The sequence below is a fragment of the Nocardia heshunensis genome (genome assembly GCF_054782115.1).
In genome coordinates this window covers 210,496-237,281 of sequence record NZ_BAAGTC010000005.1, presented here as the reverse complement: position 1 = coordinate 237,281, position 26,786 = coordinate 210,496, and the positions used below count along the sequence as shown (strand labels likewise).

The 26,786-nt window shown below is 66.3% G+C and carries 22 protein-coding genes, 2 tRNA genes, 1 pseudogene and 1 riboswitch; of the genes and pseudogenes, 17 read left to right on the top strand and 8 right to left on the bottom strand.

All coding sequences use genetic code 11. The features are described 5' to 3' along the window. Positions 1–94: 94 nt before the first annotated feature. The 4 genes from ACYVN4_RS19745 to ACYVN4_RS19730 all read left to right on the top strand — a co-directional run bounded on the left by ACYVN4_RS19745 (position 95) and on the right by ACYVN4_RS19730 (position 2,376). Positions 95–796 carry a TetR/AcrR family transcriptional regulator gene (locus ACYVN4_RS19745; protein WP_460723185.1) on the top strand — a complete coding sequence of 234 codons (702 nt, stop codon included), beginning with the start codon at positions 95–97 and terminating at the stop codon, positions 794–796. A 136-nt stretch (positions 797–932) separates the two neighbouring features. Further along, positions 933–2,123 (top strand): Fic family protein, encoded by a 1,191-nt coding sequence (locus ACYVN4_RS19740; protein WP_460723183.1) that lies wholly within the window; start codon positions 933–935, stop codon positions 2,121–2,123. 102 nt (positions 2,124–2,225) lie between these two features. After that, a tRNA-Gln gene (locus tag ACYVN4_RS19735) sits at positions 2,226–2,297 on the top strand. A gap of 8 nt (positions 2,298–2,305) precedes the next feature. After that, positions 2,306–2,376: transfer RNA gene (locus tag ACYVN4_RS19730), tRNA-Gln, on the top strand. Positions 2,377–2,427: 51 nt separating this feature from the next. On the opposite strand, the gene ACYVN4_RS19725 is transcribed toward ACYVN4_RS19730, so the two are convergent. From ACYVN4_RS19725 to ACYVN4_RS19705, 5 genes and pseudogenes are all read right to left on the bottom strand, one after another. Further along, a complete protein-coding gene (locus ACYVN4_RS19725) occupies positions 2,428–3,075 on the bottom strand; it encodes a patatin-like phospholipase family protein (protein ID WP_460723181.1) in 648 nt (215 codons plus the stop codon). A gap of 34 nt (positions 3,076–3,109) precedes the next feature. Beyond that, positions 3,110–3,313: pseudogene (locus ACYVN4_RS19720) on the bottom strand (patatin-like phospholipase family protein); the annotation flags it as partial. A 54-nt stretch (positions 3,314–3,367) separates the two neighbouring features. Beyond that, entirely contained in the window at positions 3,368–5,593 is a 2,226-nt protein-coding gene (locus tag ACYVN4_RS19715) for an MMPL family transporter (protein WP_460723179.1), read from the bottom strand. A gap of 72 nt (positions 5,594–5,665) precedes the next feature. Next, entirely contained in the window at positions 5,666–6,664 is a 999-nt protein-coding gene (locus ACYVN4_RS19710) for a hypothetical protein (RefSeq protein WP_460723177.1), read from the bottom strand. A 55-nt stretch (positions 6,665–6,719) separates the two neighbouring features. Continuing rightward, entirely contained in the window at positions 6,720–8,096 is a 1,377-nt protein-coding gene (locus ACYVN4_RS19705) for a threonine/serine exporter family protein (RefSeq protein ID WP_460724043.1), read from the bottom strand. A 152-nt stretch (positions 8,097–8,248) separates the two neighbouring features. Between ACYVN4_RS19705 and ACYVN4_RS19700 the strand changes: the two genes are divergently transcribed. The 3 genes from ACYVN4_RS19700 (at position 8,249) to ACYVN4_RS19690 (ending at position 13,109) form a co-directional block, all read left to right on the top strand. After that, the gene (locus ACYVN4_RS19700; RefSeq protein ID WP_460723175.1) at positions 8,249–10,156 is read left to right on the top strand and encodes an acyl-CoA dehydrogenase family protein; all 1,908 of its coding nucleotides are present in this window, start codon (positions 8,249–8,251) and stop codon (positions 10,154–10,156) included. Between the two features lie 153 nt (positions 10,157–10,309). Next, positions 10,310–12,460: an MMPL family transporter gene (locus ACYVN4_RS19695; protein WP_460723173.1), complete on the top strand. Its 2,151-nt coding sequence runs from the start codon at positions 10,310–10,312 to the stop codon at positions 12,458–12,460. Positions 12,461–12,473: 13 nt separating this feature from the next. Continuing rightward, positions 12,474–13,109, top strand: a complete 636-nt coding sequence (locus tag ACYVN4_RS19690) for a phosphatase PAP2 family protein (RefSeq protein ID WP_460723171.1) — start codon at positions 12,474–12,476, stop codon at positions 13,107–13,109. An 18-nt stretch (positions 13,110–13,127) separates the two neighbouring features. On the opposite strand, the gene ACYVN4_RS19685 is transcribed toward ACYVN4_RS19690, so the two are convergent. Next, positions 13,128–14,018: a nuclease-related domain-containing protein gene (locus tag ACYVN4_RS19685; protein WP_460723169.1), complete on the bottom strand. Its 891-nt coding sequence runs from the start codon at positions 14,016–14,018 to the stop codon at positions 13,128–13,130. 124 nt (positions 14,019–14,142) lie between these two features. Next, positions 14,143–15,852: a GMC oxidoreductase gene (locus ACYVN4_RS19680; protein WP_460723167.1), complete on the bottom strand. Its 1,710-nt coding sequence runs from the start codon at positions 15,850–15,852 to the stop codon at positions 14,143–14,145. 84 nt (positions 15,853–15,936) lie between these two features. Here ACYVN4_RS19680 and ACYVN4_RS19675 point away from each other — a divergent pair, with 84 nt between their 5' ends. From ACYVN4_RS19675 to gcvP, 7 genes are all read left to right on the top strand, one after another. Then, positions 15,937–16,584, top strand: a complete 648-nt coding sequence (locus ACYVN4_RS19675; RefSeq protein ID WP_460724042.1) for a CDP-alcohol phosphatidyltransferase family protein — start codon at positions 15,937–15,939, stop codon at positions 16,582–16,584. A 60-nt stretch (positions 16,585–16,644) separates the two neighbouring features. Then, on the top strand, positions 16,645–17,043 hold the full coding sequence (gene gcvH, locus ACYVN4_RS19670; protein ID WP_460723165.1) for a glycine cleavage system protein GcvH: 399 nt from the start codon (positions 16,645–16,647) through the stop codon (positions 17,041–17,043). A 185-nt stretch (positions 17,044–17,228) separates the two neighbouring features. Further along, on the top strand, positions 17,229–17,696 hold the full coding sequence (gene garA, locus ACYVN4_RS19665) for a glycogen accumulation regulator GarA (protein WP_460723163.1): 468 nt from the start codon (positions 17,229–17,231) through the stop codon (positions 17,694–17,696). 44 nt (positions 17,697–17,740) lie between these two features. Continuing rightward, positions 17,741–18,514 carry a transcriptional regulator FtsR gene (gene ftsR, locus ACYVN4_RS19660; protein WP_460723161.1) on the top strand — a complete coding sequence of 258 codons (774 nt, stop codon included), beginning with the start codon at positions 17,741–17,743 and terminating at the stop codon, positions 18,512–18,514. A gap of 68 nt (positions 18,515–18,582) precedes the next feature. Next, positions 18,583–19,056 carry a bifunctional nuclease family protein gene (locus tag ACYVN4_RS19655; RefSeq protein ID WP_040807814.1) on the top strand — a complete coding sequence of 158 codons (474 nt, stop codon included), beginning with the start codon at positions 18,583–18,585 and terminating at the stop codon, positions 19,054–19,056. A gap of 220 nt (positions 19,057–19,276) precedes the next feature. Continuing rightward, positions 19,277–19,843, top strand: a complete 567-nt coding sequence (locus ACYVN4_RS19650) for a MerR family transcriptional regulator (protein WP_460723159.1) — start codon at positions 19,277–19,279, stop codon at positions 19,841–19,843. Between the two features lie 129 nt (positions 19,844–19,972). Beyond that, positions 19,973–20,068: riboswitch (glycine riboswitch) on the top strand. Between the two features lie 159 nt (positions 20,069–20,227). After that, positions 20,228–23,068 carry an aminomethyl-transferring glycine dehydrogenase gene (gcvP, locus tag ACYVN4_RS19645; protein WP_460723158.1) on the top strand — a complete coding sequence of 947 codons (2,841 nt, stop codon included), beginning with the start codon at positions 20,228–20,230 and terminating at the stop codon, positions 23,066–23,068. Between the two features lie 85 nt (positions 23,069–23,153). Here gcvP and ACYVN4_RS19640 read toward each other — a convergent pair whose 3' ends face one another. Next, the gene (locus ACYVN4_RS19640) at positions 23,154–24,116 is read right to left on the bottom strand and encodes an aldo/keto reductase (protein ID WP_460723157.1); all 963 of its coding nucleotides are present in this window, start codon (positions 24,114–24,116) and stop codon (positions 23,154–23,156) included. Between the two features lie 98 nt (positions 24,117–24,214). Here ACYVN4_RS19640 and ACYVN4_RS19635 point away from each other — a divergent pair, with 98 nt between their 5' ends. From ACYVN4_RS19635 to ACYVN4_RS19625, 3 genes are read left to right on the top strand one after another with little or no spacing between them, the layout of a single operon-like run. Beyond that, positions 24,215–24,814 (top strand): TetR family transcriptional regulator, encoded by a 600-nt coding sequence (locus ACYVN4_RS19635; protein ID WP_460723156.1) that lies wholly within the window; start codon positions 24,215–24,217, stop codon positions 24,812–24,814. Next, entirely contained in the window at positions 24,814–26,028 is a 1,215-nt protein-coding gene (locus ACYVN4_RS19630) for a hypothetical protein (RefSeq protein ID WP_460723155.1), read from the top strand. Before ACYVN4_RS19635 ends, ACYVN4_RS19630 begins: the two co-directional genes overlap by 1 nt. Then, positions 26,021–26,779 (top strand): alpha-ketoglutarate-dependent dioxygenase AlkB family protein, encoded by a 759-nt coding sequence (locus ACYVN4_RS19625; protein WP_460723154.1) that lies wholly within the window; start codon positions 26,021–26,023, stop codon positions 26,777–26,779. The genes ACYVN4_RS19630 and ACYVN4_RS19625 overlap by 8 nt, the downstream gene beginning before the upstream one ends. Positions 26,780–26,786 lie beyond the last annotated feature (7 nt).

The window sequence follows — 26,786 nt, the reverse complement described above, 5'->3', positions numbered from 1 at the left end:
GCGGTAACTTGCCATAACCACCTAGGGCCCCAATCATTCGACACGGATGCGGAGTGAATCGATCAGCATGAGTGAACCTCGCCGACGAGGCCGGATGCCCGCGGTCAACGACGCCGACATCCGCCGCGTCGCGCGCTCACTGCTGGTCGATCAGGGCCCCGACGCCATGACGTTGCGGGCCATCGCGCGGGAGCTGGGCATCACCGCTCCCGCGCTCTACCGCTACTACGACTCCCGCGACAACCTGCTCGCCACCGTCCGCACCGACGTGTGCGCCGACCTCGCCAAAGACCTCGAAGCCGCCATCGCCGACCTCCCCGACGACGCCGGCCTGCGCTTCTTCGCGATCTGCCGCGGCTTCCGCCACTGGGCGCTGACCCACTCCCGCGAATTCACTCTGGTCTTCGCCTCCCCGGTCACCGCCGGAATCACCAGCGCCATGCAGCAATTCGGCGAACCGGTAGGCCGCATCTTCCTCGGCGCCGCAGGCCGCCTTCTGACGGAATACCAAGTAGTCACGCCCCCACTGGATCTCATCCCGCCGGAGCTCCGCGACGACCTCATCAAGTTCCAAACGGAACTCCTTGCCGTCCTTGCAGATTCAGGCCAGAAGTTCCCGGCGGAGAAGCTCGACCTGGGCGTCAGCTACGTAATGATCCAATTCTGGGCCCGCCTCTACGGCCACGTAACCCTGGAAGTCTTCAACAACTACCCCATCCAGATCTCCCACCCCGACGTCCTCTTCGACTCCACCCTCGCCGACATCGGCCGCAGCATCGGCCTGGTCCCCGGCTAGCTGGCTCGGTTCTCCCGGGACCAGGAGCGACGAGCCCGAAGGGTAGAAAAGTACGCCAACCCCAACCTTAACTGTGTTTTGTGGGTATAAAGTAAGCTAACCGGAGCGTTAGTCGACTTTACCTGGAGAAGTCCGCGTGAACTGGCCATCACACCGAACTGAAGAGCGCAGCTGGAGCCCGCGTCAGCGACAAGGCTCGCGCGCGGACCGGATGCTCGAGCGCATCACTGTTGCGATTCCGCCCAGAATCGGCGAGCTCTCTTACGATCCGACCGGACCCGTGGCCCGCGCCCACGAAGCGGCTGTGATCGCTATTGCCCGTCTCGAAGCAGGGTTCGGCGAGCATCTGGCCCCGCTGGCGGACTTCTTGCTCCGCAGCGAGTCGGTCGCATCATCGAAGATCGAACACATCGATGCGGGCTGGCGGGCTTTCGGCAAGGCTGTTGCTGGAGGTAAGGCCAGTGACGAGGCGAAATCACAGTTAGCAGCGGTCAAGGCTCTGATCGCGATGGTCGACGCGGCCGGTTCGGGCAGTATCGGGCTGGATGACTTTCTCGAAGCGCATCGGCTATTGATGAACGTCGATTTCTACACCGCGCTGGATGCGGGGCAACTGCGGGATGTTCAGAACTGGATCGGTGGCAGCGACTACACGCCGATCAATGCCTCACATGTGCCACCGCCCCCCGAGTTTGTCGCCGAATTGATCGATGACCTACTGGTATTCGTCAATCGCGACGATTTGCCGATTCTTGCGCAAGCCGCCATCGCGCATGCCCAGTTCGAGTCCATTCACCCGTTCACCGACGGGAACGGCCGCGTCGGGCGGGCGCTGATCAGCGCGGTCCTGCGCCGCCGCGGCCTGACTCATCGAGTGACGGTACCTCTGGCATCGGTCATGCTGGCCGATACCGGCCGATACTTCCTGCACCTCAACCGATTTCGCAGTGGCGATGTCGACGCTTTCGTCGAATACCTTGCCCTCGGCGCGATCAATGCGAGCGAGGCCGCACAGGACTCTGCCCTGGTACTTGCCGACCTGCCCAGACGCTGGCGTGACATTGTTCGCCCGCGGGCGAACTCGGCGGACGAAGCTCTCCTCGCCGCCCTCCTCGAAACCCCGATCTTCAACGCCGACACCGCGCAACGCATCGCCGGAACCACAGACGGCAGCACCTATCGGGCATTGGGGCGACTGACCGAGGCCGGGATCCTCGAACTCCTCTCCGAGAGCAAGCGCAACCAAATCTGGGCAGCCACCGATGTACTGGCAGAACTCGACGCGCTGAGCGCAGCCATCGGAAGGCGCACCCTCGACAAGGCGTGAATGCTTTCTGATCGGTGACGCCGCGGCGGCGATCGCCCGGTTCGCCGACCGGTTAATCCGTTGCGGTGAGTGCAGCGTGAGTGGCACTGTGATCACGCATGGTGGGGCATGGTCTAACGGTAGGACACCGCTCTTTGGAAGCGGTCGGTGGAGGTTCGAGTCCTCCTGCCCCAGTGCACTATTGGGATGTCGTCCAACGGCAGGACTACGCACTCTGGCTGCGTCGATCGAGGTTCGAATCCTTGCATCCCAGCCTCGGCTGCCGCCGTAGTAGATCGATACGGGCTGTCAGGTGGTGCGGTGGCTACCAGCCTGCGTCGATCAATTGTTTTGCCAGGTCCTCTGCTTGGCGGACGCCGGCGCGGAAGGCGTGGGGCCAGCTCGCGAGGGGGTTCGGGTTGGTTGCGAACGTGGTGAATATGTCGATGGTCGCGGCGTCGGGGTGGAAGTGTACGACCGTGTCGGCGGCGGTTGTCGCGAGTTCGGCTTGTAGCCGTTCGGGTGGGAATCTGTGTGCCAGCGGTTCGACGACCAGCAGGATGTTCGACGGTGCGGCTACGTCCGCGTTGGCGGCGGACCAGATTCCGCCGTCGATGTAGTAGCGATCTCCGATGACGACCGGCTGCCAGGCTCCCGGGAAGGAGCGGCTCGCGGCGACAGCGGCCGCCAAGGGCACGCCGGAGCTGTTGTCCCACACCAGACGTTGGCCGACTTCCGCGTCCACCACGACCACGCGTAGCCGGTGATCCGGCCACTCGTTGCCGCCGACAAGCCACTCCAGCTCGGCGATGTCCGACGGTGGGGCAGGCTCCTCGGCCATCGCCATCCGGCCGACCGTGCGCAGCACTGTATCCCGATCCAGTGTCCGGTCCGCCACTACCGCGGAGACGGCCCCGAGCAACTCCAGGTTCAGCCCGGAGGGTGGTTCCGCCCTGCCCGGTAGGTCCGGCATAGCCCGGGGGCCGGGGATCGTCGGCGAAGGAGTCCAAATCTCTGCCGACTACGAGCGCGGCACCGACGATCGCGCCTGCGGACGTGCCGACGATCGACTCGGCCGCTCCCAAATCGATTCCTCGGCGGCGTAATTCGGCGGCGAGCCCCGACATCCACGCGGTCCCAACAACGCCGCCCCCGGCGAGAACAACCGAACGCCTGACGGTTTCGCTGGCCACTCCATCGACAGTCTCCATACCGCGAGCCTACCGACACTCACGACGGGGCACCGGAGTCCAGTGACAGTCGAATCAGCTTCGGGCTTCGGCTAATTCGGGGGTGCGGAGGTTTTCGGGTTCTTCGGTGAGGGTGGGTTCGCTCAGGCCGATTCGGCGTTGGATGCGTTTCATCCAGCGGGGGGCCCACCAGACGTAGTCGCCGAGGAGTTTCATGGTGGCGGGGACGAGGAGCATGCGCAGGACGGTGGCGTCGATGATCAGGGCGGAGATCATGCCGTAGGCGATGTACTGCATGAGGACCAGGTCGGAGAACGCGAACGCGCCCGTCACGACAAGGAGGATGAGAGCGGCAGCGGTGATGATCCGCCCGGTGTGGGCCGTCCCGGAGCGGATGGCCTCCTCGGTGGTCGCCCCGGCGGCGCGGGCTTCGACCATGCGGGACAACAGGAATACCTCATAGTCCGTCGACAGCCCGTAGATGATGGCGATGATGAGGAACAGGATGTTGGCCTGGATCGGCTGCGGGGTGAAGTCGAGCAGGCCCGAACCGTGGCCCTCGGTGAAGATCCAGGTGAGGATGCCGAGCGTGGAGCCGAGCCCGAGCACGCTCATGAACGCGGCCTTCAGCGGCAGCACCAGGGAACCGAAGGTGAGGAACATCAGCAGGGTGGTGAACGCCAGCACCAGCAGGATCATCAGCGGTAGTCGATCGAGCAGCGCGGAGATGGCGTCGTGCTGCACCGTCGGCACCCCGCCGACCATCATGGTCACCCCGTCGGGCACCGGCAGCTGCCGCAGCCAGTCGATCGTCTTGTCGTACTTGGTGGAATCGACCAGATACGCGGCGGTGCGGAACACGTCCGGCTGCAGCTGCGACCGGCTCGGGATCTCGAAACCGGCGGGCAGGATGCCGGGCGCCTGACTCGCCTGCGCGATGAGCGGCCCGACCTGCGTGCTGTCCTTCGACACGATGATCAACTCGATCGGGTCGGACTTGCGGTACGGGAAGTTCGCGTCGATCTGCTGCTGCGCCACCCGAATCGCATTGTCCGGCGGCAGATACTTCTCGCTGAACCCGCCGAAGGCGATATTGCGCACCGGCACGATCAACACCAGCAGCCCGAGAATCAGCACCGCCGTGATCTTCCGCGGATGCCGCATCACCCAGGACGTCGACCGACCCCAGAAACCGTTCTCCACATCACGAGCCGAATCGGCGCGCCGGAATCGCTTGATACCCAGCGCATCCACCCGCGGCCCCAGAATCGCCAGCATCGCGGGCAGAATGGTGACCGCGGTCAATGCGGCCAGCGTGACGGTCGCGATCGCACCGTAGGCGATCGACTTCAGAAACCCCTGCGGGAACAACAGCATCCCGCCGAGACTCGCCACGATCATGGTGGCCGAGAACAACACCGTGCGACCCGCGGTCGTCACTGTCCGGCGCACGGCCGTCGACGTGTCGTATCCGGCCGCCACCTCCTCCCGGAACCGGCTCACGATGAACAGCGCGTAGTCGATCGCCAACCCCAGCCCGATCATCGAAACCACCGGGGCCACGAACGAATTCACCTCGGTGAAGTTGGTGATCCACCGCACGATCCCGTTCGCGCCCAGCACGGTCAGCACACCCATGAGCAGCGGCAGCGATGCGGCGACCACACCACCGAAAATGAAGAACAGCAGAATCGCCACCGCCGGAATGGCCAGCAACTCCATGCGATGGGTATCGGCGGCAATGGTGTCGGTCAGTGCGACCGACACCGGCTGCAACCCACCCACCTGCACCTTGACCCCGGGCACCGCGAACGCGTCCTTGACCGTCGTATAGTCCTGCGCCCCATAGTCCTTGAGCGCGATCAACGCGAGCGCATGCGACCGGTCATCCGTGGCCAGCTTCGCCGAATTGCCCTTCGTGGTGTGCACGGCAGACCAGTACGCCGCGTTCACCCCCGTGATCTCGTTCGGGAACCGCTGCGTGAGCCCGTTCAGATTCTCGGCCACCGCCGCCGCGAGATCGGGATCGTCGACCGTCATCCCCTCGGGCGCCGTGTACAGCACCGCCACATCCGCGGAATGATCCGCACCGAACGCCGCCGCCGCCAGATTCGCCGCCTGTGAGGATTCCGAACCCGGATCGTCCAGCCCGCCCGCGCTGAGACGCCCTTCGAATCCCCAGGCGTAGCCGCCGAGCGCCAGCAGCCCGGCCGCGACCAAACCGAGGACGAGAAAGCGGTGGTGGGCTACGAGTTTTCCCCATAGCGCGAAGACATCGCGGTCACGCGGGCGGCTGGTCATAATGCACGGTATCAGTCTCGGTCGGAATGAATGAAAAGCGTTGCATGGCAATGCAATTCGGCTATTTCTGAATCAGTGGCAATTGTCGCCGGTCGGGATGGGATGGCTGGGATCGAAGTAGTAATCGGCATCGTGTTCCGGCGGCGCGCCACCGAGACTCTGGTTCTTGGCGAAGGCGGGAGCCAGGAATCCCTTGTTGCCCCACGAGCATTCCCCCGAATACGTGTGCGCCTTGGCGTTGCGCAACCAGATTCCCTGGGTGCCCTCGACCCAGCGCCGCCCGTTGGCGTCGGTGGCATTGGCGAACGTGTAGTCCACTTCCCAGCGCTGCACCACGATCATGTCCATGGCCCGGTGCACCCGCTGCGGATCGCCGGGATCGAAGGCGTACGCGACCACATAGTTGGTGTGGATCGCCAACTCGCCCTCTTCATTGAGCTGAGCCTGCATGCTGCCGAAGACTTTCGGCTGCGCGGGCAGCAACACCTGGCCCGGGGCGATCGCGGTCACGTAGAAACCGGTGGTCGAATCCGGCTTGTCGCGAAGTTCCCCCTCCGCGAATTCCCGCATCTTGGGCGCCAATTGACTCAACACCCGAGAGGTGTCGTTGCCGGTGATCGCCGCGCGATCCACCCGCTGCGTGATCAGCAACTGCCGCGTGCGCTCATACGCCGAGGCGACCGTGTCCGCATCATAACCCCCGACGGGCGCGGCCGCAGGAGCCACGAATCCGCCCGCACCGTCCGCCCACCCCGCCGCCGGAGTGTTCAGAAACGGCATATTGAGATTCACCCGAGCGGTCTCGGCCGCACGCTGCGTCGCGGTCGTCGTCGGTGCCGCCGACTTCTGCACCGCCACCGTGCCCCCGAAATTCGGATGATTGAACGCAATCCACCCGCCGAGCACCACCACCAGCACCGCGCCCACCGGTAACCACCTGCGCACCTGCCGGTTCCGCCCCGACCACCGCTGCCGCCGCGAATGCTGCTTCTCTATGCGGGCGATCCGGTTCGCCCATTCGGACCCCATCAGATCCGGATGGTTCGAGAGGTCCTCGTTCTCGCTGTACATCTGCCCCCAACTTCGGTCGAGCGGACCGAACGGTAGCCGACGAACGCGACGATGTTCAACTGGAGACGAACCGTGGCTTGCGGATATCGCCGATCCGCTTCACGATCCGGGGTCGCCGCAGGTCGCGGGCGATCCACTCGCCGAGCGTGACACCGGCCGCCAGCGCCAGACCCACACCGAACGCACCGGAGAGCTGATTGAAACCGATCAGCATCTCGTCATTGAGCAACGCGTACAGCCCGCGATAGACCCGCAGACCCGGCAGCAGGGGAGTGATGCCCGCGACCGCCACCACCAACGGCGGGGTCAGCGCCCGGCGCGCGAGCAGACCACCGGCCAGACCCACCACCGTCGCCGCGCCACCCGACGCCACGATCGGCCCGAACCCGAAGTGCTGAACCACCAGATAGACCACGGTCGCCGCCGCACCACTGAACGCCGCCGCGGCCAGCGCCCGCTGCTCTGCATAACAGGCCAGCGCGAACGCCGTCGAGACGACGGCACCGGCGAGCAGCTTCAACGGCAGATTGGTCAGGTCGCGGGCATTGGTCATATCGACGGTCGGCACCGACGCCTCGAACACCTCGGCCACCCGCAGCGTGAGCGCGATACCGGCGATGATGCCGCCGGTCATCATGATCACCTCGAGCATGCGGGCCGAGGCGGTGATCGGTGCCCCGGTGATGGCGTCCTCGACCGCGCCGACCAGCTGTAAACCGGCCAGCAGCACCGCGATTCCCGCGGCGATGATCAACGCGGGATCCAGATGCAGGCCCTCGCCGTAGGTCGAGACCAGCACCGCGGGCGTGGCCGCGATGACCCCGCCCATCATGTGCTGGAAGAAGAACGGCAGCCCGCGCCGATTCAGCAGCCGGTTGGTGCGGTCGATGAGCATGGTGGTGCCGAAGCTCAGCAGCGCGACGAGCCAGCCGCCGTTGAGCAGCAGCGCCACGCCCGCGGCCATCAGCGCCCAGCCGGCCGTCGCCGACCAGCGCGGGTACGGGTGTGGCGCGGAGGTGATCTCGTCGAGCGCCGCGAGCGCCTCGTCCGGCGGCACTAGTTCGGTGCGGATGCGCCGGGTCAACCGATCGACGGCGGCCAGGCGGGTGAAATCCAGGGAGCGATAGTGCACCACGCGCATCGTGCTGGCGGGCGGTAGTCGCGGGCCGCGGTCGGCGGAGATGCGAATCGAGTTGTAGGTGACGTCGATATCGCATTTCGACAATCCGTAGGTGGCGGCGATGAATTCGACCTGGGTGGTGGTATCCATGACCGCGGTTCCCGACGCGAGCACCACCTCGCCCACCCGCTCGGCCAGATCCAGCACCTCGGTCACCGCCGCGTCATCGGTGAGATCGATGGGCCGCACCGGCGCGGGCATATCCACCACGGTGTCGGCGGTGGCACGATGGTCGGCCGTGACCCGGTCCATCGTGCCGGTCAGCAGCCGCTGCCAGCGGGCGCGCAGCCCGGCGCGAGCTCCTGCTTGCTCGTCGGTAGCCAACTGGTCGGTCACACGGCAAACGTACACGGGTGGGCTGGATCACCGGGGTGAGTGGTGTGAGGGCAGTAGTGTTTTGGAGTATGGCGACGAGCGGCGTTTCGATTGCGGAAGAGCTACGCGCGGCACTCGACGGTCCTTGGCGGGAGGTGCGCGAAGAGGCCCGCGGCAGTCTGGACGACGACCGCCTCTTCGGTGACCCCGCCCTCGATATCAAGGCGGCGCGGGCCCGGGTCCTGGAACAAATGCACCTGGTCGAGTCCTACGGCTGGGTGGCGCGCGGCTTCCGGCACGTGGACGGCAAGCCCAGCGATCCGGGCGGCGCGGTCGTCGCCCTGGAGATGCTCGCCTACACCGATCTGTCACTGTGGGTGAAAAGCGGTGTGCAGTGGGGACTTTTCGGTGGCGCAGTCGAGAACCTCGGCACAGAGAGGCATCGCGCCTACATCGACGCCCTGGTCTCGCTGCGCCTGCTCGGCTGCTTCGCCATGACCGAGACCGGCCACGGCAGCGACGTCGCCAACCTGGAGACCACCGCCACCTACGACCCGGCCACCCAAGAGTTCGTGGTGCACAGCCCGACTCCGTCCTCGCGCAAGGACTACATCGGCGGCGCGGCCGAACACGCCCGCATGGCAGCGGTTTTCGCGCAGTTGATCACCGGCGGCGAGAGCAAGGGCGTGCACTGCTTCCTGGTGCCCATCCGCGACGAGGCGGGCAGCGATCTGCCCGGCGTCACCACCTCCGACTGCGGCATCAAGGGCGGCCTGCCCGGCGTCGACAACGGTCGAATCCTGTTCGACCAGGTGCGAATTCCGCGCGAGAACCTGCTCAACCGCTACGCCGACGTCGACCCGGACGGCACCTACGCCTCCGAGATCGAGAACCCGAGCCGCCGCTTCTTCACCACGCTGGGCACCCTGGTGCGCGGGCGGGTCAGCGTCGGTGGCGCGGCCGCCGCCGCGGCGCGGGTCGCACTCAGTATCGCGGTGCGCTACGCCGAGCAGCGCCGCCAGTTCTCCGACCCGGACACCGGCGAGGAGACGCTGCTGCTGGACTACCGCAGCCATCAGCGTCGCCTGCTGCCGCTCGTAGCCCGTTCCTACGCACTGGCTTTCGCGCAGAACGAGCTGGTGCGCCGCATGCACCTGGTGCAGACCGGCCAGGATCTCGACCCGCGCGCTCAGCGTGCGCTGGAAAATCGCGCGGCCGGTCTCAAGGTGGCCCAGACCCGGCATGCGACGGGGGCTATCCAGGAGTGCCGCGAAGCCTGCGGCGGCGCGGGCTATCTGACCGAGAACCGCCTGGTCACGCTGAAGGCCGACACCGATGTGTTCACCACGTTCGAGGGCGACAACGTGGTGCTCACCCAGCTGGTGGCCAAGGACTTGCTCACCGCCTATGCCGAAGAAGTGCGGGACCTCGACGCGCTCGGCTGGGTGCGTTTCGCCGCCACCACCGCCCGCGATGTGGTGCGTGAGCGTTCCGGCGTGCGCCAGATGATCCAGCGCCTGCGTGACCGCGGCGACGACAGTGTGGACGAGGGCGACCTGTCCCGGCGCTCGGTGCAACTGCAACTCTTCGCCGACCGCGAGGACTACATGGTCCGCACCGCCGCCCACCGGCTGCGCGCCCGCGCCAAGGAGACCGGTCCGTTCGAAGCGTTCAACAACGCCCAGGACCACATCCTCGCCGCCGGTACCGCCCATATCGAGCGAATGGTGCTGGAGGCCTTCATCGACGGCATCGCCGACATCGCCGACCCGGAGGCGCGAGCCCTCGCCGACACCGTCTGCGACCTCTACGTCTACTGGACTCTGGAACAGAACCAGGCCTGGTACATCATGCACCGGTTCATGTCGGTGGAACGCGCCAAGGCGGTCCGCCGCGGCGTCAACGAACTCGTCGACCGCCTCCGCCCACAGGCGCTCACCCTCATCGAGGGACTCGGCGTCCCGGAAGGCGTCCTGCGCGCCGCCATGCTCGACTGACCCGGGACATCGCGCACACTGAACCCTATTGCCTCCGTGCATCGTTGAGAGGTTGCACACACCCACCTCTACTACACACCGTCGGACCCCAAGATGTGACCGAGATCCGCCCGGGCGGGCGGATCATCGACCGCACGACGACGAGGCACCGCGATGATCGACAAACTGATAGCGCCGGCGCTGCGCACGCCGAAACTGCTGCTGATCCTCGTCGGGATCGCGTTTCTGCTGTGCGGGGCGGCCGGTTCGCAGGCGGCGGCGCGACTGTCCAACGGAGGCTTCGTCGCGACCGACTCGGAGTCCGCCCGCGTCGCCGACATCCTCGATCGCGACTACGGCATTTCAGGCATGCAGCTGGTGCTCACCGTCGAATCGTCCGGCGGCGCACAGGATGCGGCGGCCGCTGCCCGGGGCAAGGAGATCGCCCAGCAGCTGCGCACCGACCCGCGGCTGTCGAAGACCGTTTCACTGTGGACCGACCCGCAGCTTGCCGGTGCTCTGCGCAGCCGGGACGGGAAGATCGGCCTGATCGTCGCGAGTGTGCGCGGGGATGAGAACTCCGCGCCCGGTATCGCCCATGAGCTGGCGAGCGAATTCAGCGGCAGCCGTGACGGTGTCAGCGTGCATGCCGGGGGACAGGCCATGGTCTGGTACGAGACCGGGCAGCAGACGCAGCGGGATCTCACCATCGCCGAGGCCATCGCACTGCCGTTGACGTTCCTGCTGCTGGTGTGGTTCCTGCGCAGCCTGGTCGCGGCGCTCATTCCGTTCGTGACCGGGGTCGTCGCCATCGCGGGGGCCAGCGCGGTGCTGTATCTGCTGAGTTTCGTCGTCGACCTGTCGATCTTCGCGCTCAATATCACCACTGCTATCGGCTTGGCCCTGGCGATCGACTACTCGTTGCTGATCATCGGGCGCTATCGCGAGGAGATCGCCCGCGGCCGCGAACGCACCGAAGCTCTGACCATCGCCATGCGGCGCGGCGGCCGCGCGGTCGCCTTCTCCGGTCTCACCGTCGGCATCGCGCTGATCGGAATGCTGTTCTTCCCCATGGCATTCCTGCGTTCCCTGGCCTCGGCGGGGCTGGCCGTGGTGGCGCTGTCGATCCTGCTGGCCCTGACCATGGTGCCCGCCCTGCTTCTACTACTGGGCGACCGCATCAACCGCAAACCGCTGCGTGAGGCCGCACCGGTCGAGCACAGTGTGCTCTACCGCGTCGCGCGCGCCGTTCAGCGACGGCCCGCGGTGTGGGCGCTGCCGGTGCTGGCGCTGCTGCTGGTGCTGGGTTCGCCCATCCTCCAGCTGAAGCTGGGGCTGCCCGACGATCGGGTGCTGCCCGCCGGGCTGGAGTCGCGGCAGGTCGGCGACCTGCTGCGAGATCGGTTCGACGACAAGGCCACCGGGACCGTGCACCTCATCGTGCGCGCGCCAGGTACGGACCCGACCGACTATGCCGCCGCCCTGTCCCAGGTGCCCGACGTGGACGCGGTCGTCGGCCCGACTGGAACCTTCGTCGACGGTCACTTGGCAGGTCCGGCGGACCCCACGGCGGCCGGACCCGACAGCGTCCACTTGGCCGTCGCCACCCGTCTCGACCCGTATTCGGCGGCGGCACAACGACAATTGGACGCCTTGCGGGCGGTGGACACGCCCGCCCCGGTCCTGTTCGGCGGCCAGGCCCAGCAGACCGCCGACGCCCAGCTCGGCATCGCGCAAGGTTTCCCGAAAACCGTGGCCTGGATCGCGATCACCACCTTCGTGCTGCTGCTCCTGCTCACCGGCAGCGTGGTGCTGCCTTTGAAAGCCCTTGTCCTCAACGTGCTTTCACTGTCGGCCACCTTCGGCGCGTTGGTGTGGATCTTCCAGGACGGCCACCTCGGCGGATTCGGCACCACCGCGACCGGATACACCATCGGCACGCTGCCGGTCCTACTGTTCTGCGTCTCCTTCGGTCTCTCGATGGACTACGAGGTGTTCCTACTGGCCCGGTTCACCGAGGAATGGGAACGCTCCGACCGCACCCGTGAAGACAACGACACCGCGGTCGCCTTCGGTATCGCCCGTTCCGGCCGCATCGTCACCGCCGCCGCCCTGCTCATGGCGGTCGTGTTCGCGGGCATCGCCGCCAGCGGCGTCACCATGAACCGCATGCTCGGTGTCGGCCTGGCGGTCGCCGTCCTGATGGACGCCACCCTGGTCCGCATGATCCTGGTGCCCGCCTTCATGCGCCTCCTGGGTACCGCCAACTGGTGGGCCCCGACCCGATCGCGCCCCCTGCTCGAACGGGTCGGCCTGCGCGAGTGACTATCGTGCAGGCGTGAGCACTGCGACCACTCCCGCCCCGACCCGACCGGATCCGTGGATCCGCCGGGCGGCCCTGCCCGTGATCATCCTGGCCGGGGTGATCGTGACCGTGCTTGTGCCCCTGTCGTTTCCGCCCGACGGCGGGTCCACGAGCGTGGATTCGAGCCTGGAACACCGCATTCACAGCGCGTTCGACGCGCACACCTGGGTGTATCGGGTGCTGGTGTTCCCGAGCAACAGCTACGTGGTGCTGCCGATGCTGGTCGTGTTCGCCGCCTGGTACGCCTACCGAAGGCAGTGGTGGGCAGCCGGTTTCGCGCTGATCGCCCCCGAACTGGTGGTGGCGATCAATACCTATGCGCTCAAACCGTTCTGGGATCGCAAGCTGGACCACTACCTGGCCTACCCGAGCGGCCACACGGTCCAATTGGTCGCGGTCGTCACGGCTTTCGCGTTGGTGAGCGAATCGAAGCGTGTGCGGACGGTGTCGGTGATCGTGATGGCGGTCGTTCTCCCGGCCGTCATGATCGGCATGGTCGGCTTCGGATACCACCATCCGACCGATGTGCTCGGCGGTACCGCGGCCGCGATCGCGCTCGTTTCCGCCCTCTATCTGCCGTTCCGCTACTTCACGGCAACACGCGGATAGCGCGCTGCGATCGGCCGCTCAGTACGAAAAGATCACGGCGGCCATGAACCAGAATCCCCACAGCGCCGCCACCAGGAAGCCCAGACTCAGCATCACCCGCATGAAGCCGCGACGCAGCTCGAGCCGGTCGCTGCGGCGCGGATACAACTTCCACGGCGCGAACCACGGTGCCGGAATCGACAGTCCGCGCCCCGCCGACCCGTGCTCGGCCTCGAGTCGGGCCTGCTCCTCGGCGAACGCCTCGGCCTGCGCCTGCTGCGGGCCACCGTGCCACAGCGTGACATCCACCGGCCCGAGGAAACCCTCGTTGATCAGGTCCTGCGGTCCCGGCAGGTACGGCAGGATGCCCAGCCCGCGGAACGCCCAGGCCACATCGTTGGCCGACCACTGCGGCCGCCCGCGCGAGAGCAGCGCGGTGAAATGGTCGCGCAGGCCCCGCTCGTCGCCCAGCAGCACCTGGAAGCTCGGATCGTTCCACAGCTGCGTCACTCGCAGATCCGAGCCGGGCGGCGGCACCACCAGCACGACGCCGTGGATGACCCGCTGCCCCAAACCGCGTTCGGCCAGCCAGTTCTGCAGTGCGAAGGTGTGATCGCGGGACTTGTCGAGCGGATTGCGCTTGTCGCCGCCGTCGAAGTTGAGGATCTTGTCGCCGACGCGCCAGGGCCCGTTGACGGGGATCTCCAGCTCGCCGCTCATCTTCTCCGAGAGCGCCTCGGCCTCGATCACCACGCAGCTGGTCGGCGTCCACACCACGGCGTCGAACGGATACAGCCGATCACCGTGGAAGAGACTGCAATTCACGGTCGCGACGCCCTTGGGGTCGGTCGACCCCTTCCAGGTGCGCAGCCAGTCGATGAGCACCTTCTCGGCGTGGGTGCCGGCGGCGTTCTGCACTCGGACGAGCATCGGCTCTCACCTTCCTCGTCGAATCGATACCGGGAATGGTACGGGCACAAGGCCCAAACTACCGCCGGGCACGCCGCTGCGCGCAATTGTGCGGCGGGTCCGGGGATCGATTGCGGGGTGTGGCTCAGTGGTTGGCGGGCAGCGCCGGATCGGTCGGGTAGTCGGTCGGGAAGATGGGCAGCCGCAACGCGCCCGGCGCGAAGTCCGGCACCGCCGCGTGCTTGGGTGCGACCGGAGTGATGCGGCGATACGCCGAACCCAGCGCCGGACGCGGATCGGCCTCGTTTCGGTTGGGCCAGAACGCCATTGCGCGCTCGGCCTGTGCGGTGATGGTCAGCGACGGGTTCACGCCGAGATTCGCGGTCACCGCCGAACCGTCGGCGATGTGCAGCCCCGGATGCCCGAACACGCGCTGATACGGGTCCACCACACCGCTTTCCGGCCCCTCGCCGATCACGCAGCCGCCGATGTAGTGCGCCGTGGCCGGAATGTTGAACACGTCCATGGCCAGCATCTGCACATCGCCGTCGACCTTCGACCCGAAGCGCCGCCCGACATCGTGGGCGAGCGGAATCCAGGTCGGATTCGGTTTGCCCGTGCCCTGTTTGGTCTTGAGCTGCCCCCAGCGCCGGAACGAGGTCAGCGAATTGTCCAGCGACTGCATGACCAGCAGGATCACCGACTTCTCCGAGGCCCGATGCGCATTGAGGCTGCGCGCGAACACCACCGGATGCAGCACCATGGCCAGCAGGAACCGCAGGAATCGGAACGCGCCGCCGTCCACCAGCGGCACCGACAGCGGGAACAGACCGTTCTGCCCCTTGCCGTAGTGGCACACCTCGACGTGGGTGTCGGGTTCGGGATGGATCGAGGAGGTGATGGCGATGCCCTCGGCGAAGTCGTCGCGGGCCTTGCTCACCACGTTCAGAATCGCCTCGGAATTCGACCGGGTCAGCTCGCCCAGGCGCGGCGAGAGCTGCGGCAGCACACCCTCGTCCTTCATCTTGTGCAGCAGCTTCTGGGTGCCCAGCGCGGCCGCGGCGAACACCACCTGCTCGGCGGTGAACACCTTGCGCCCCTTGCGAACCCAGCGCTCCGATCGAGAGGTCTCGATGGCATAGCCGCCGCCGGTCATCGGCCGTACCTTGTCGGCGGTGGTCAGCGCGAACACGTGCGCACCCGCCTGCTCGGCCAGGTACAGGTAGTTCTTCGGGGTGGTGTTCTTGGCGTTGTGCGGGCAGCCGGTGAAGCAGCGCGCGCAGTGGATGCAGCCATTGCGCTTGGGTCCCGCCCCGCCGAAGTACGGGTCGTCGACCTCCTCGCCCGGCGCGGACTCGTTGAAGAACACGCCCACATTGGTGGCGTGGAAGGTGTCGGCCACGCCCAGATCGGCTGCCACCGAACGGATCACGTCGTCGGCGGGGGTCATGCGCGGATTCGGCGCGACCCCGAGCATGCGCTGCGCCTGGTCGTAATAGGGCGCGAGCTCGGCCCGCCAGTCGGTGATGTGCGCCCACTGCTTGTCGGTGTAGAAGGCCGGCAGCGGCTCGTAGAGGGTATTGCCGTAGATCAGCGACCCACCGCCCACGCCCGCGGCCGAGAACACCGCGCACTTGCCGAGAATGCTGATGCGCTGCGTACCGGTCAGTCCCAGCCGCGGCGCCCAGATCGCCTTGCGCACATTCCAGTTGGTATTCGGGATGTCCTCGGCGTTCCAGCGCCGCCCGGACTCCAGCACGGCCACCCGGTAGCCCTTCTCGCTCAGGCGCAGCGCACTGACGCTCCCCCCGAACCCGGAACCGATAACGACGACGTCATAGTCGAAGTCGGGCATGGTGTTTCCTCTCGCTGCTCAACCACCTATTGAGAAGGATTGCACAGAACTCTCTCACGCAGTAGCTGGCGTGCCCGGATGGAGATGCGCGAGCGATTGGGGTTGGATCGAGTGGTGACAACCGAGCAGAACGCCGAACCGGTCTACAGCGACCGTATCCTCACGGTGCCCAATGTGCTCAGCGTGATCCGGTTGATCGGCGTCCCGGTGTTCCTGTGGCTGCTGCTGGCCGAGAAGGCCGACGGCTGGGCCTTCACCCTGCTGGTGGTCAGTGGTTTCACCGACTTCCTCGACGGCAAGCTGGCAAGGCTGCTGGACCAGTCGTCCAAACTGGGCGCGATCCTCGACCCGCTGGTGGACCGTCTCTATCTGCTGGCGACCCTGGGCGGCTTCCTGATTCGCGGCATCCTGCCGTGGTGGGTGGTGGTCATCCTGATCGGCCGCGACGCCATCCTGACGCTCACGCTGCGCGTCTACCGCCGCCGCGACCTACCTCCGCCCGACGTCATCTACCTGGGCAAGGCGGCCACCTTCGCGCTCATGGCCGCGCTGCCGTGGCTGCTGGCCGGGCAGATGGACTGGGCCGCCGCGGGTTTCGGCCGGGCCTTCGGTGGGGCATTCTTGATCTGGGGCACGGCGACCTACGTCTGGACCGGAATCCTCTATCTCGGCAAGGCCATCGCAGTGTCCCGAGCGATACCGCCCGTGCCACACCATGATCACTCCCGATAGGGTGTGGCCGACGGATCGACGACGATCCCGAGAGGAACGCCCGTTGAAAGGACACTGCCAGTGACCGCAGTACCCGATGATTTGCGCTACTCCGAAGAGCACGAGTGGGTGAGCAAGATCGGTCCGACCCGCGTGCGGGTGGGCATCACCGATTACGCGCAATCGCAGCTGGGTGACGTCGTGTTCGTGCAGTTGCCCGCGGTGGACGCCGATGTGGCCAACGGCGACAGCATCGCCGAGATCGAATCCACCAAGAGCGTGTCCGACATCTACGCTCCGCTGGCGGGCAAAGTCGTTGCGGTGAACGATCTTCTGGACGGCGCACCGGAGACGGTCAACTCCGACGCCTACGGTGACGGATGGCTCTTCGAGGTCGAGGCGGAGTCCGCCGAAGCCCTCGACGCCGCACTCGGAAAGCTCCTGGATGCCGCAGGTTATCAAGGAGTTATCGGAGGCTGAAGCAGCCTTCACAGTTCTACCTGCACGGGTACGCCCTGGCAGGGTACGGTCAATGCCAACAGAAGTGCGCGCAGCCGGTGCCCGGATTTTCCGGACCTACCCGAAGCGGGGAGCGGCCGGAGTGCCGCATCGCTGAGGGCATCAACTGCTTGCATGGATTATTCGGTTCGAGGAGGAGAGCAAGGGTGAGCGAGAACAAGGACCCGGGTTACCAGGAAACGGCAGCAGAGACCACTTCGGTGTTCCGCGCCGACTTCCTGAACGAGGTCGACACGTCGCGCCCCGAGCAGACAGGCGAGCAGCCGGTAGCGGGAGTGGAGGGGCTGCCGACGGGCGCGGCCCTGCTGGTGGTCAAGCGTGGTCCGAATGCCGGTTCGCGCTTCCTGCTCGACCAGCCGACCACCTCGGCGGGTCGCCACCCCGATAGCGACATCTTCTTGGACGATGTCACCGTCAGCCGTCGCCACGCGGAGTTCCGTCAGGACGACGACACCTTCCAGGTGGTCGATGTGGGCAGCCTCAACGGCACCTACGTCAATCGGGAGCCGGTGGACTCTTCGGAGCTGCAGAACGGTGACGAGGTGCAGATCGGCAAGTTCCGCCTCGTCTTCCTGACCGGTCCCAAGTCTGCCGCAACCGATTCGGCGCTATAGGGCCGAGCGGAATGACTGGCGCAGCGCAGTGGACGCGCGGAGGCATGTCGATCGGCTCCGTGCTGGATCTCCTGCGTCCGGATTTTCCGGATATCACCATCTCCAAGATCCGATTCCTGGAATCGGAGGGTCTGATCAGCCCGGAGCGCACGCCCTCGGGGTACCGCCGTTTTCATGTGGCGGACGTCGAGCGCCTGCGCTTCGTGCTGACCGCACAGCGGGATCAGTACCTGCCGTTGAAGGTGATCAAGGAACAGCTCGAAGCGATCGACAGTGGGGCGGCGACGCTCGGGGTCCGGGAGGCCCGGGCCCGGGCGAACGCCGTGGGAGGGGTCGGGGCCATGCCCGATTCGACAGAGGGTCTCGCCGCCAACGGCGGCGGCCGCCTGCGCAGGTTGAACGCGGTGCCCGGTGAGGTGTCGCCCGAGGAGCTCCGGTTCGATCACGAAATCCGGATCACCCGGGCGGATCTGCTCGAACAGGCGGGCATCGACGAGAAGTTTTTGACCGAATTGATCCGCGCCAATCTCATTACCCCCGGCGCGGCAGGCTATTTCGACGGCGATGCCGTCACGCTGGCGCGCACCGCCAAGGCGCTGAGCGAATTCGGTTTGGAGGCAAGGCATCTGCGTGCCTTCAAGCTGGCCGCCGATCGCGAGGCCGCCATGGTCGCGCAGATCGCCGCCCCGATCGCCAAGAGCCGTGACGCGGACGCCCGCGCGCGTGCCGAGGAGACGGTCCGGGAGTTGGCGGCACTGTCGCTGACGCTGCACACCTGCCTGGTGAAGACCTCTGTGCGCGCTTCCCTCGGGGGCTGAAATCTTCGCCTAGACTCGGTATTACAGCCGGGGGCTGGCGGCCGGTGTGGGATTTGGGAGGCAGTGCGATGAGCGAAATGCGAGTGATCGGCATCCGTGTCGAACAGCCACAGAATCAGCCCGTGCTGTTGCTTCGAGAGGTTTCCGGGGATCGATATCTACCGATCTGGATCGGGCAGGCCGAGGCCACCGCGATCGTGCTGGAGCAGGAGGGCGTGACGCCCATCCGTCCGCTCACCCACGATCTGATCAAGATTCTGATCAAGGAGCTCGGCCACACCCTCAAGGAAGTGCGGATCGTGGATCTGCAGGAGGGCACCTTCTACGCCGATCTGGTCTTCGAGAACGATCTGCGGATTTCCGCGCGGCCGTCGGATTCGGTGGCCATCGCGCTGCGGGTGGGCTGCCCGATCTATGCCGAGGAGCCGGTGCTCGAGGAGGCCGGGCTGGTCATGCCGGACGAGCGCGAGGACGAGGTCGAGAAGTTCAAGGAGTTTCTCGAATCGGTATCTCCGGATGACTTCAAGGCCACGGACAGCTGACCAGTTCCTGACCTGGCGATGATTCCGGGTTGATTTCCAAAAGAGACAAAACAGTGTCTCTACCTCAGGTTTAGGGTTAAAAACACGCGCCCGTTCATGCTTGGACGGTGCCGATTCTCCGGCAACAATCAGGGGAGTAGCCTCGATTGATAGGCCAACGCTCCAGACGTCCTCGAGACACGAGCCCAGCCCTGATAGGCAAGCAGTAAGGGAGTAGTCAGTGGGAGATCAACCGCAACCTCAGGATGTGGTGCAGCCAGGGCTGTTCCCCGATGACACGGTGCCGGACGAACTCGTCGGCTACCGCGTGCCCAGCGCTTGCCAGGTGGCTGGCATCACGTACCGCCAGCTCGATTACTGGGCTCGCACCGGACTGGTCGTCCCGTCCATCCGCAGTGCCACCGGCTCCGGCAGCCAGCGCCTCTACTCGTTCAAGGACATCCTCGTCCTGAAGATCGTCAAGCGTCTGCTCGATGCGGGCATCTCGCTGCAGAACATCCGCATCGCCGTGGATCACCTGCGCAGCCGCGGCGTCGAAGACCTCGCCGGGATCACCTTGTTCTCCGACGGCACCACCGTCTACGAGTGCTCCTCCGCCGAGGAGGTGGTCGATTTACTGCAGGGTGGTCAGGGCGTGTTCGGCATCGCCGTCAGCGGCGCGATGCGCGAATTGACCGGGGCCATCGCCAACTTCCCGGCCGAGCGCGCCGAGAGCGGCAGCACGTCCGAGCGTCCCGAGGATGAGCTCTCCTTCCGCCGCAAGGCCCGGATGAGCAAGACCGGTTAGACAGTCTTTTCACGATGCGCGTCACCCGTTGGGTGGCGCGCATTTTCGTTGCCCGTCTCGGCCCGTGATGTGAAACGGAGCCCAGGCAACATATCTGTAACGTGGCGCCGCTTAAACTAGCGAGTGCGTCGCAGCCGTGCGGGAGAGTTCCGGGGGTAGCCTCGGACGCCGAAGGAGCAGCACCTCCCCGTCAATCTCTCAGGCACAAGGGACCGTGCGGAGTTTCGACGCCTCTGGAAAGTGGTGACCTCGCGTCGCCCGCCCATGGTGAAAGGGCAACGGCCGCAAGGTCGTGGCCCGAATCTCTCAGGCATCGAGGACAGAGGGGGAGGGCAGTAGCAGTGTCGGTCCCGGACCGGCCCCCGCCCACCCCCTGGAGCAGACGTGATCTGGACTCGATCCTTCGCCGACCGCCACATCGGCCCCGACAGCGGCGAAACCGGCCGCATTCTGGAGACCGTCGGCGTCGAGTCGCTGGACGAACTCGCCACCAAGGCCGTGCCCGCCAGCATTCTGGACGCGCCCGCGGGCAATGGCCTCGATGCGCTGCCCCCGGCGCTGTCGGAGCACGAGGCGCTGGCCGAGCTTGCGGCGCTGGCGAATTCGAACACCGTGGCCACCTCCATGATCGGGCTGGGCTACTACGACACCCACACGCCGCCGGTGCTGCTGCGCAACCTCGTCGAGAACCCGGCCTGGTACACCGCGTACACGCCGTACCAGCCGGAGATCAGCCAGGGACGGCTCGAGGCGCTGCTCAACTTCCAGACCATGGTCGCGGATCTGACCGCGATGGAGGTCGCCAACGCGTCCATGCTGGACGAGGCGACCGCGGCGGCCGAGGCCATGACGCTGCTGCAGCGGGCCAACCGCAAGAGCAAGTCGGTGCGGCTGCTCATCGACTCCGATCTGTTCCCGCAGACCCGGACGCTGCTGTACACGCGCGCCGAGCCGATGGGCATCGAGATCGTCGAGGCGAACCTGGCCGACGAGGCGCTCCCGGAGGGCGACTTCTTCGGCGTGATCGTGCAGCAGCCGGGTGCGTCGGGGCGGATCGTCGACTGGGCTCCGGTCATCGAGGCCGCGCACGCGCGGGGCGCGCTGGTCGCGGTGGGCGCGGATCTGCTTGCGCTGACGCTGATCACGCCGCCGGGTGAGCAGGGCGCGGACGCGTGCTTCGGGACCACGCAGCGCTTCGGTGTGCCGCTGGGCTTCGGCGGGCCGCACGCGGGGTACCTCGCGGTGCATTCGGCGCATGCGCGGCAGCTGCCGGGCCGACTGGTCGGTGTGTCCGTGGACGCGGACGGGAATCTGGCCTACCGGCTCGCGCTGCAGACGCGTGAGCAGCACATTCGCCGGGAGAAGGCGACCTCGAACATCTGCACCGCGCAGGTGCTGCTGGCCATCCTGGCCGGGATGTACGCCTCGTACCACGGCGCGGACGGGCTGCGTTCGCTCGCGCGCCGCGTGCACGGGCATGCGCAGTGGCTGGCCGCCGGGCTCGGCGATGCGGTCGTGCACCAGACCTTCTTCGACACCGTGCTGGTGAATGTGCCCGGCGGTGCGGAAGCCATTGTGACCAAGGCGAAGGGGCACGGGATCAACCTGCGGCTCGTCGACGCCGATCACGTCGCCATCGCCTGCGACGAGGTGACCACCGATACCCACGTGGTCGCGGTGCTGGACTGCTTCGGCGCGGAGATCCCGGTCGGGCCCGAGGGTGCGCTGTTCCACGGCAAGCAGCGCCCGCACATCGAGGTCCGCACCTCGGAGTACCTGACCGCCCCGGCGTTCACCAAGTACCGCACCGAGACCGCCATGCTGCGCTACCTGCGCGCGCTGTCGGACAAGGATATTGCCTTGGACCGCAGCATGATTCCGCTCGGCTCCTGCACCATGAAGCTGAACGCGGCCGCGGAGATGGAGGCGATCACCTGGCCCGGCTTCAACCGAGTGCACCCGTACGCGCCGGTCGAGGACGCGCCGGGCCTGATCAAGCTGATCGAGGATCTCGAGGGCTGGCTGTGTGCGGTCACCGGCTACGACCGGGTTTCGTTGCAGCCCAACGCCGGTAGCCAGGGCGAGTACGCGGGCCTGCTCGCGATCCGCCGCTACCACCTGGATCGTGGTGACTCGCACCGCGATACCTGCCTGATCCCGTCCAGCGCGCACGGCACCAACGCGGCCTCGGCCGCCATGGTCGGCATGCGGGTGGAGGTCGTCAAGACCCGGCCCAACGGCGATATCGATCTCGACGACCTGCGCGCCAAGATCGCCGATCACGCTGAGCGGCTGGCCTGCATCATGATCACCTACCCGTCCACGCACGGCGTGTACGAGCACGAGGTGGCCGAGCTGTGCGGGCTGGTGCACGAGGCGGGCGGCCAGGTGTACGTGGACGGCGCGAACCTCAATGCCCTTGTCGGACTGGCACGTCCGGGCAAGTTCGGTGGCGATGTCAGCCACCTGAACCTGCACAAGACCTTCTGCATCCCGCACGGCGGTGGCGGTCCCGGCGTGGGTCCGGTCGCGGTGCGTGAGCACCTGGCGCAGTACCTGCCGGGCGATCCGATGGAGAAGGGTTCGCACGCGGTATCGGCGGCCAAGTACGGTTCGGCCTCGATCCTGCCGATCACCTGGGCCTACATCCGCATGATGGGCGCCGACGGCCTGCGCCGCGCCACCCTGACCGCGATCGCCTCGGCCAATTACATTGCCCGCAAGCTGGATCCGCACTTCCCGGTCCTCTACACCGGCGACAACGGCATGGTCGCGCACGAGTGCATCCTCGATCTGCGTGAGATCACCAAGCAGACCGGCGTCACCGTCGACGATGTGGCAAAGCGCCTGGCCGACTACGGCTTCCACGCTCCGACCATGAGCTTCCCGGTCGCGGGCACCCTCATGGTGGAGCCCACCGAGAGCGAGAACCTCGAAGAGCTGGACGCTTTCATCGACGCCATGATCGCCATCAAGGGCGAGATCGACCAGGTCGCCGCGGGCGTCTGGCCCGTCGAGGACAACCCGCTGCGCGGTGCCCCGCACACCGCGGAATGCCTTGTCGGCGAGTGGGATCACCCCTACAGCCGCGAAAAGGCCGTCTACCCGCAGGGCGTCAAGCACGGCCGCGCCAAGGTGTGGCCGTCCGTGCGCCGCATCGACGGCGCCTACGGCGACCGCAACCTGGTCTGCTCCTGCCCGCCGCTGGAGGCCTACGCGGAGTGATCGGCACCTGACAGTCCGAATATCGAGCGCTCCAACGATTCTCGAATCGTTGGAGCGCTCGTCGTTTCGGCGGGTGCGGCTCGGTTCAGATCCAGTTCGGCAGTGCGTGTTCGGCGTAGCGGGAGCCGAACCCGCCGTTCGGCAGTATCTGATCGATCGCGGTGAGATCGGTCGCCGTGAGGACCACCTCGGTGGCGAGAATGTTCTCCTCGACGCGCCGTGAGTTGCGGGTGCCCGGGATGGGCACGATGTGCTCGCCGCGAGTGAGCAGCCACGCCAGAGCGAGCTGGGACACGGTGATTCCCTTGGCCCTCGCGAGCTCGCCCAGGCGGTGGACGGCGTCGACGTTCTTCTCGAAATTGCCGGGCTGCCAACGCGGGTCGACATTGCGCATGTCGGTGGGGTCGTATTCGCCCGCGGGCTTGGCGGCGCCGGTGATGAATCCGCGGCCCAAGGGAGAGTAGGCGACGAAGCCGATGCCCAGCTCGTCCAGGGTCGGGAACAGTTGCTCGACATCGCGTTCGAACAGGGAGTACTCGGTCTGCAACACCGACACCGGCAGCACAGCGTGGGCGCGCCGAATCGTTTGCGGCCCAGCCTCGCTCAGGCCGAAATAGGTGACCTTGCCCTGCTCGACGAGCTCTGCCACGGTGCCCGCGACGTCCTCGATCGGGACGGCCGGGTCCACGCGATGCTGGTAGAGCAGGTCCAGGTGATCCACGCCGAGGTTGCGCAGGCTGTTGTCGACGACCTCGCGAATATGCCCGGGGTGGCTGTCGGTGCCGTAGTCGCGGGTGAACCCGAACTTGGTGGCGATCACGACCTTGTCGCGAAATCCCGCCACGGCCCGGCCGACGATCTTCTCGTTCTCGCCCCACCCGTAGAGCTCGGCGGTGTCGATGTGGGTGACGCCCAGGTCGTACGCGCGCTGGATCGTGGCGATGCCCTCCTGCGCATCGCCGGGGCCGTAGGCCATGGAGATCCCCATCGACCCGTATCCGATGGCCGAGGTGGTCAGTCCTTGGTTGCCGAGCGTTCTGTGCTGCATCGCTATCCCTTCCGGGTCAAACCGAACTGTTTGGTTTGACGCTACGCCCGGGTATCTCGCTCGTCAAACCAAACAGTTTGGTTTGGTAGGCTGTCGGGGTGGCTTCCCAACCTCGCGCCGACTCGACCCGTGATCGAATCCTCGCCGCCGCCAAGGCCGAGTTCTCCGGCTACGGCATCGCGGGCGCGCGGGTCGATCGCATCGCCAAGAACGCCAGGACCAGCAAGGAACGCGTGTACGCGTACTTCCGGAGCAAGGAGAACCTCTACGGCATCGTCGCCGCCGAGGAGTTGGCGGCGATCGCGGAGGCCACTCGCATCGACCCCACCGACCTCCCCGGCTACGCGGGCCGGATCCACGACTACTTCATCGCTCACCCCGATCGATCCAGGCTGATGAGCTGGGGGCAACTCGAATTGGGCGGGGGCAGTGCCGAAAACCCGGCCGTCGAGATAATGCGTCGCAAGACCGAGCAACTCCGTCAGGCGCAAGCGGACGGTCACCTCGACCCGTCCTGGGAGCCGGTCGACGTTTTGATGTTCGTCAATCAGCTCGCCATGACCTGGGCCGGGCAACCAGAACTGTTCCTGCCGGACGATCCGCGCGAGCGTGCGTCCCTTCTCGCGACGCGCAGAGCCGCGATCGTCACCGCTGTCGAGCGTCTGTTTCCTGCCTCCCGACCGAAAGCCCAACCCTGATGGACAGCATCGACGCCCGCATCGACGACACGAGCAATGTCCTGGTGGTGCCTGCGGGGTTGCGGGATGCCGAGTTGATCAGGGACTTCTTCGGGATCACGGTCACGCCGGAGGAGTTTCGGTCCGGTTCGCTCGACCTTGCGGGCAAACACGTCTTCCTCGGTGGTGAGGTGTCGGCGATCGATGCGGGACTGTTGCGGGCGGCTGCCCGGGCGTTCGTCATCCAGGAGTTGTCGCACGGCTACGACGAGGACGGCGAGGGACCGTGGACCCTCATCGAACTCGGGCGGGTTCCCGTTCGTGTGCACGGGATCGGGGTGTACTACCGCCGGTTCTTCGGGCTCGGCGATGACCATTTCGGGCGGATTCGCGCGGAGCATACGTTCCAGTCGTTGACCGAGTCGACCAAACCGGGGTCGGCGCATCGCAGCGGGATCTATCTGACGCCCGTCACGCGCACCGGTGAGGAGTTGCGTTTCCGCCTGCTGCGTTGCTCCACGAACCTCTCGGGGCCGACCGAGAACTTCCGGGCGACCGATACGAGCATCGTCGAGGCTCTGAATCGTGAGGCTGACACCGTGTTCCGGGATCGGGCGCCGCTGAATCATGTGCTGGCCCAGATCTATCACAACACGCCGGCCGCGGCCGAGCGCAAGCAGGCGAAGGCCAAGATCTCCGCCCATGCGGACAAGACAAAGGACATGCCGCGCAACGGCGTCATGGCCTTCTGCACCTTCTATGACGGGCTCGACAAGCTGCGGCCGCTGACCGGCGATGGCTTCGACTACGGCCTGAAGAACGTCAGCGGGCTGACCAAACTCCGCTTCCGCCTGAAGGATTCGGTCGAACCGAGTGACGGATTCCCCGCGCAGTTCAGCCTGACCCTGTATCCCGGCTCCGTCTTCTTCATGCCGCTGACGGCCAACCGGCTCTACACCCACGAGATCCGGGCCTCGATGCTGGACGCCGAGTTGCTGCCGACCCGCCTGGGGTACGTGGTGCGTTGTTCGAGCGCCGAAGCCGTGCACAAGGACGGGCAGACATTTCTCGAAAAGGCCGGTGGCCTGGTGAAATTGGGGCCGCCCACGCAGGACGGCATGGACGAGTTGCGTCGGCTCTACGCCGAGGAGAACCGAACCTCGTCCTACATCGACTACGGTGACCGCTTTCCCTTCAGCATGAACACGGGGGACTACATTGCCCCTCGTGCCTGACATTTCGAATGAGGTGGTCACCTACGACCTGCCGGGCGAGGATGATCTCTTCGCGGAGCTTTCCGCGTCGGTGCTGTGGGAAGAACTGGGCAAAGGCCGACGCGGCGCCACGCTCACCAAGACCGATGCCGCGGGCGGTGTTCCGCTCGTCCGCACTACCACTCGATACGGTTGTCCGGCACAGCATTTTCGGGCGGTGCACGATCGGCTGGCGGAGCGGATTCAGGAGCGGGCGGGACTCTCGCTCGGCTTCGACAACGCGCTCATTGAGATCTACTCGAATGCGTACGCCACCATGGGTTTTCATTCCGATCAAGCCCTCGATCTGGCCGACGAGTCGTGCATCGCCGTCTTCTCCTGTTACCGGGATCTGGAAGCGGTCCCGCCCAGGAAGCTGATCTTCGAGGCGAAGGAGTCCGGCGAGAAGTTCGAAATCCCGCTCGCCCACCACGGTTTCGTCGTGTTCTCCGTCGCGTCGAATCGGCTGCTGAAACACAAGATCGTCCTGGACGCGCCCGCCGGGGCGGCCGACAACGAGTGGCTGGGCGTGACCTTCCGGACCTCGAAGACCTCTCTCCGGTATCGCGACGGCCGCGCGTACCTCCCGGACGGCGCGTGCCTCACTGCGGCCGACGAGGAGCAGCAGGGCGAGTTCTACCGACTGCGCCGCCGCGAGAACCGCGAAACAGACTTCGTCTGCCCGCCGCTGTCCTACACCATCAGCGCGAGCGACCTGATGCCGCCGGTCTGACCCCGAA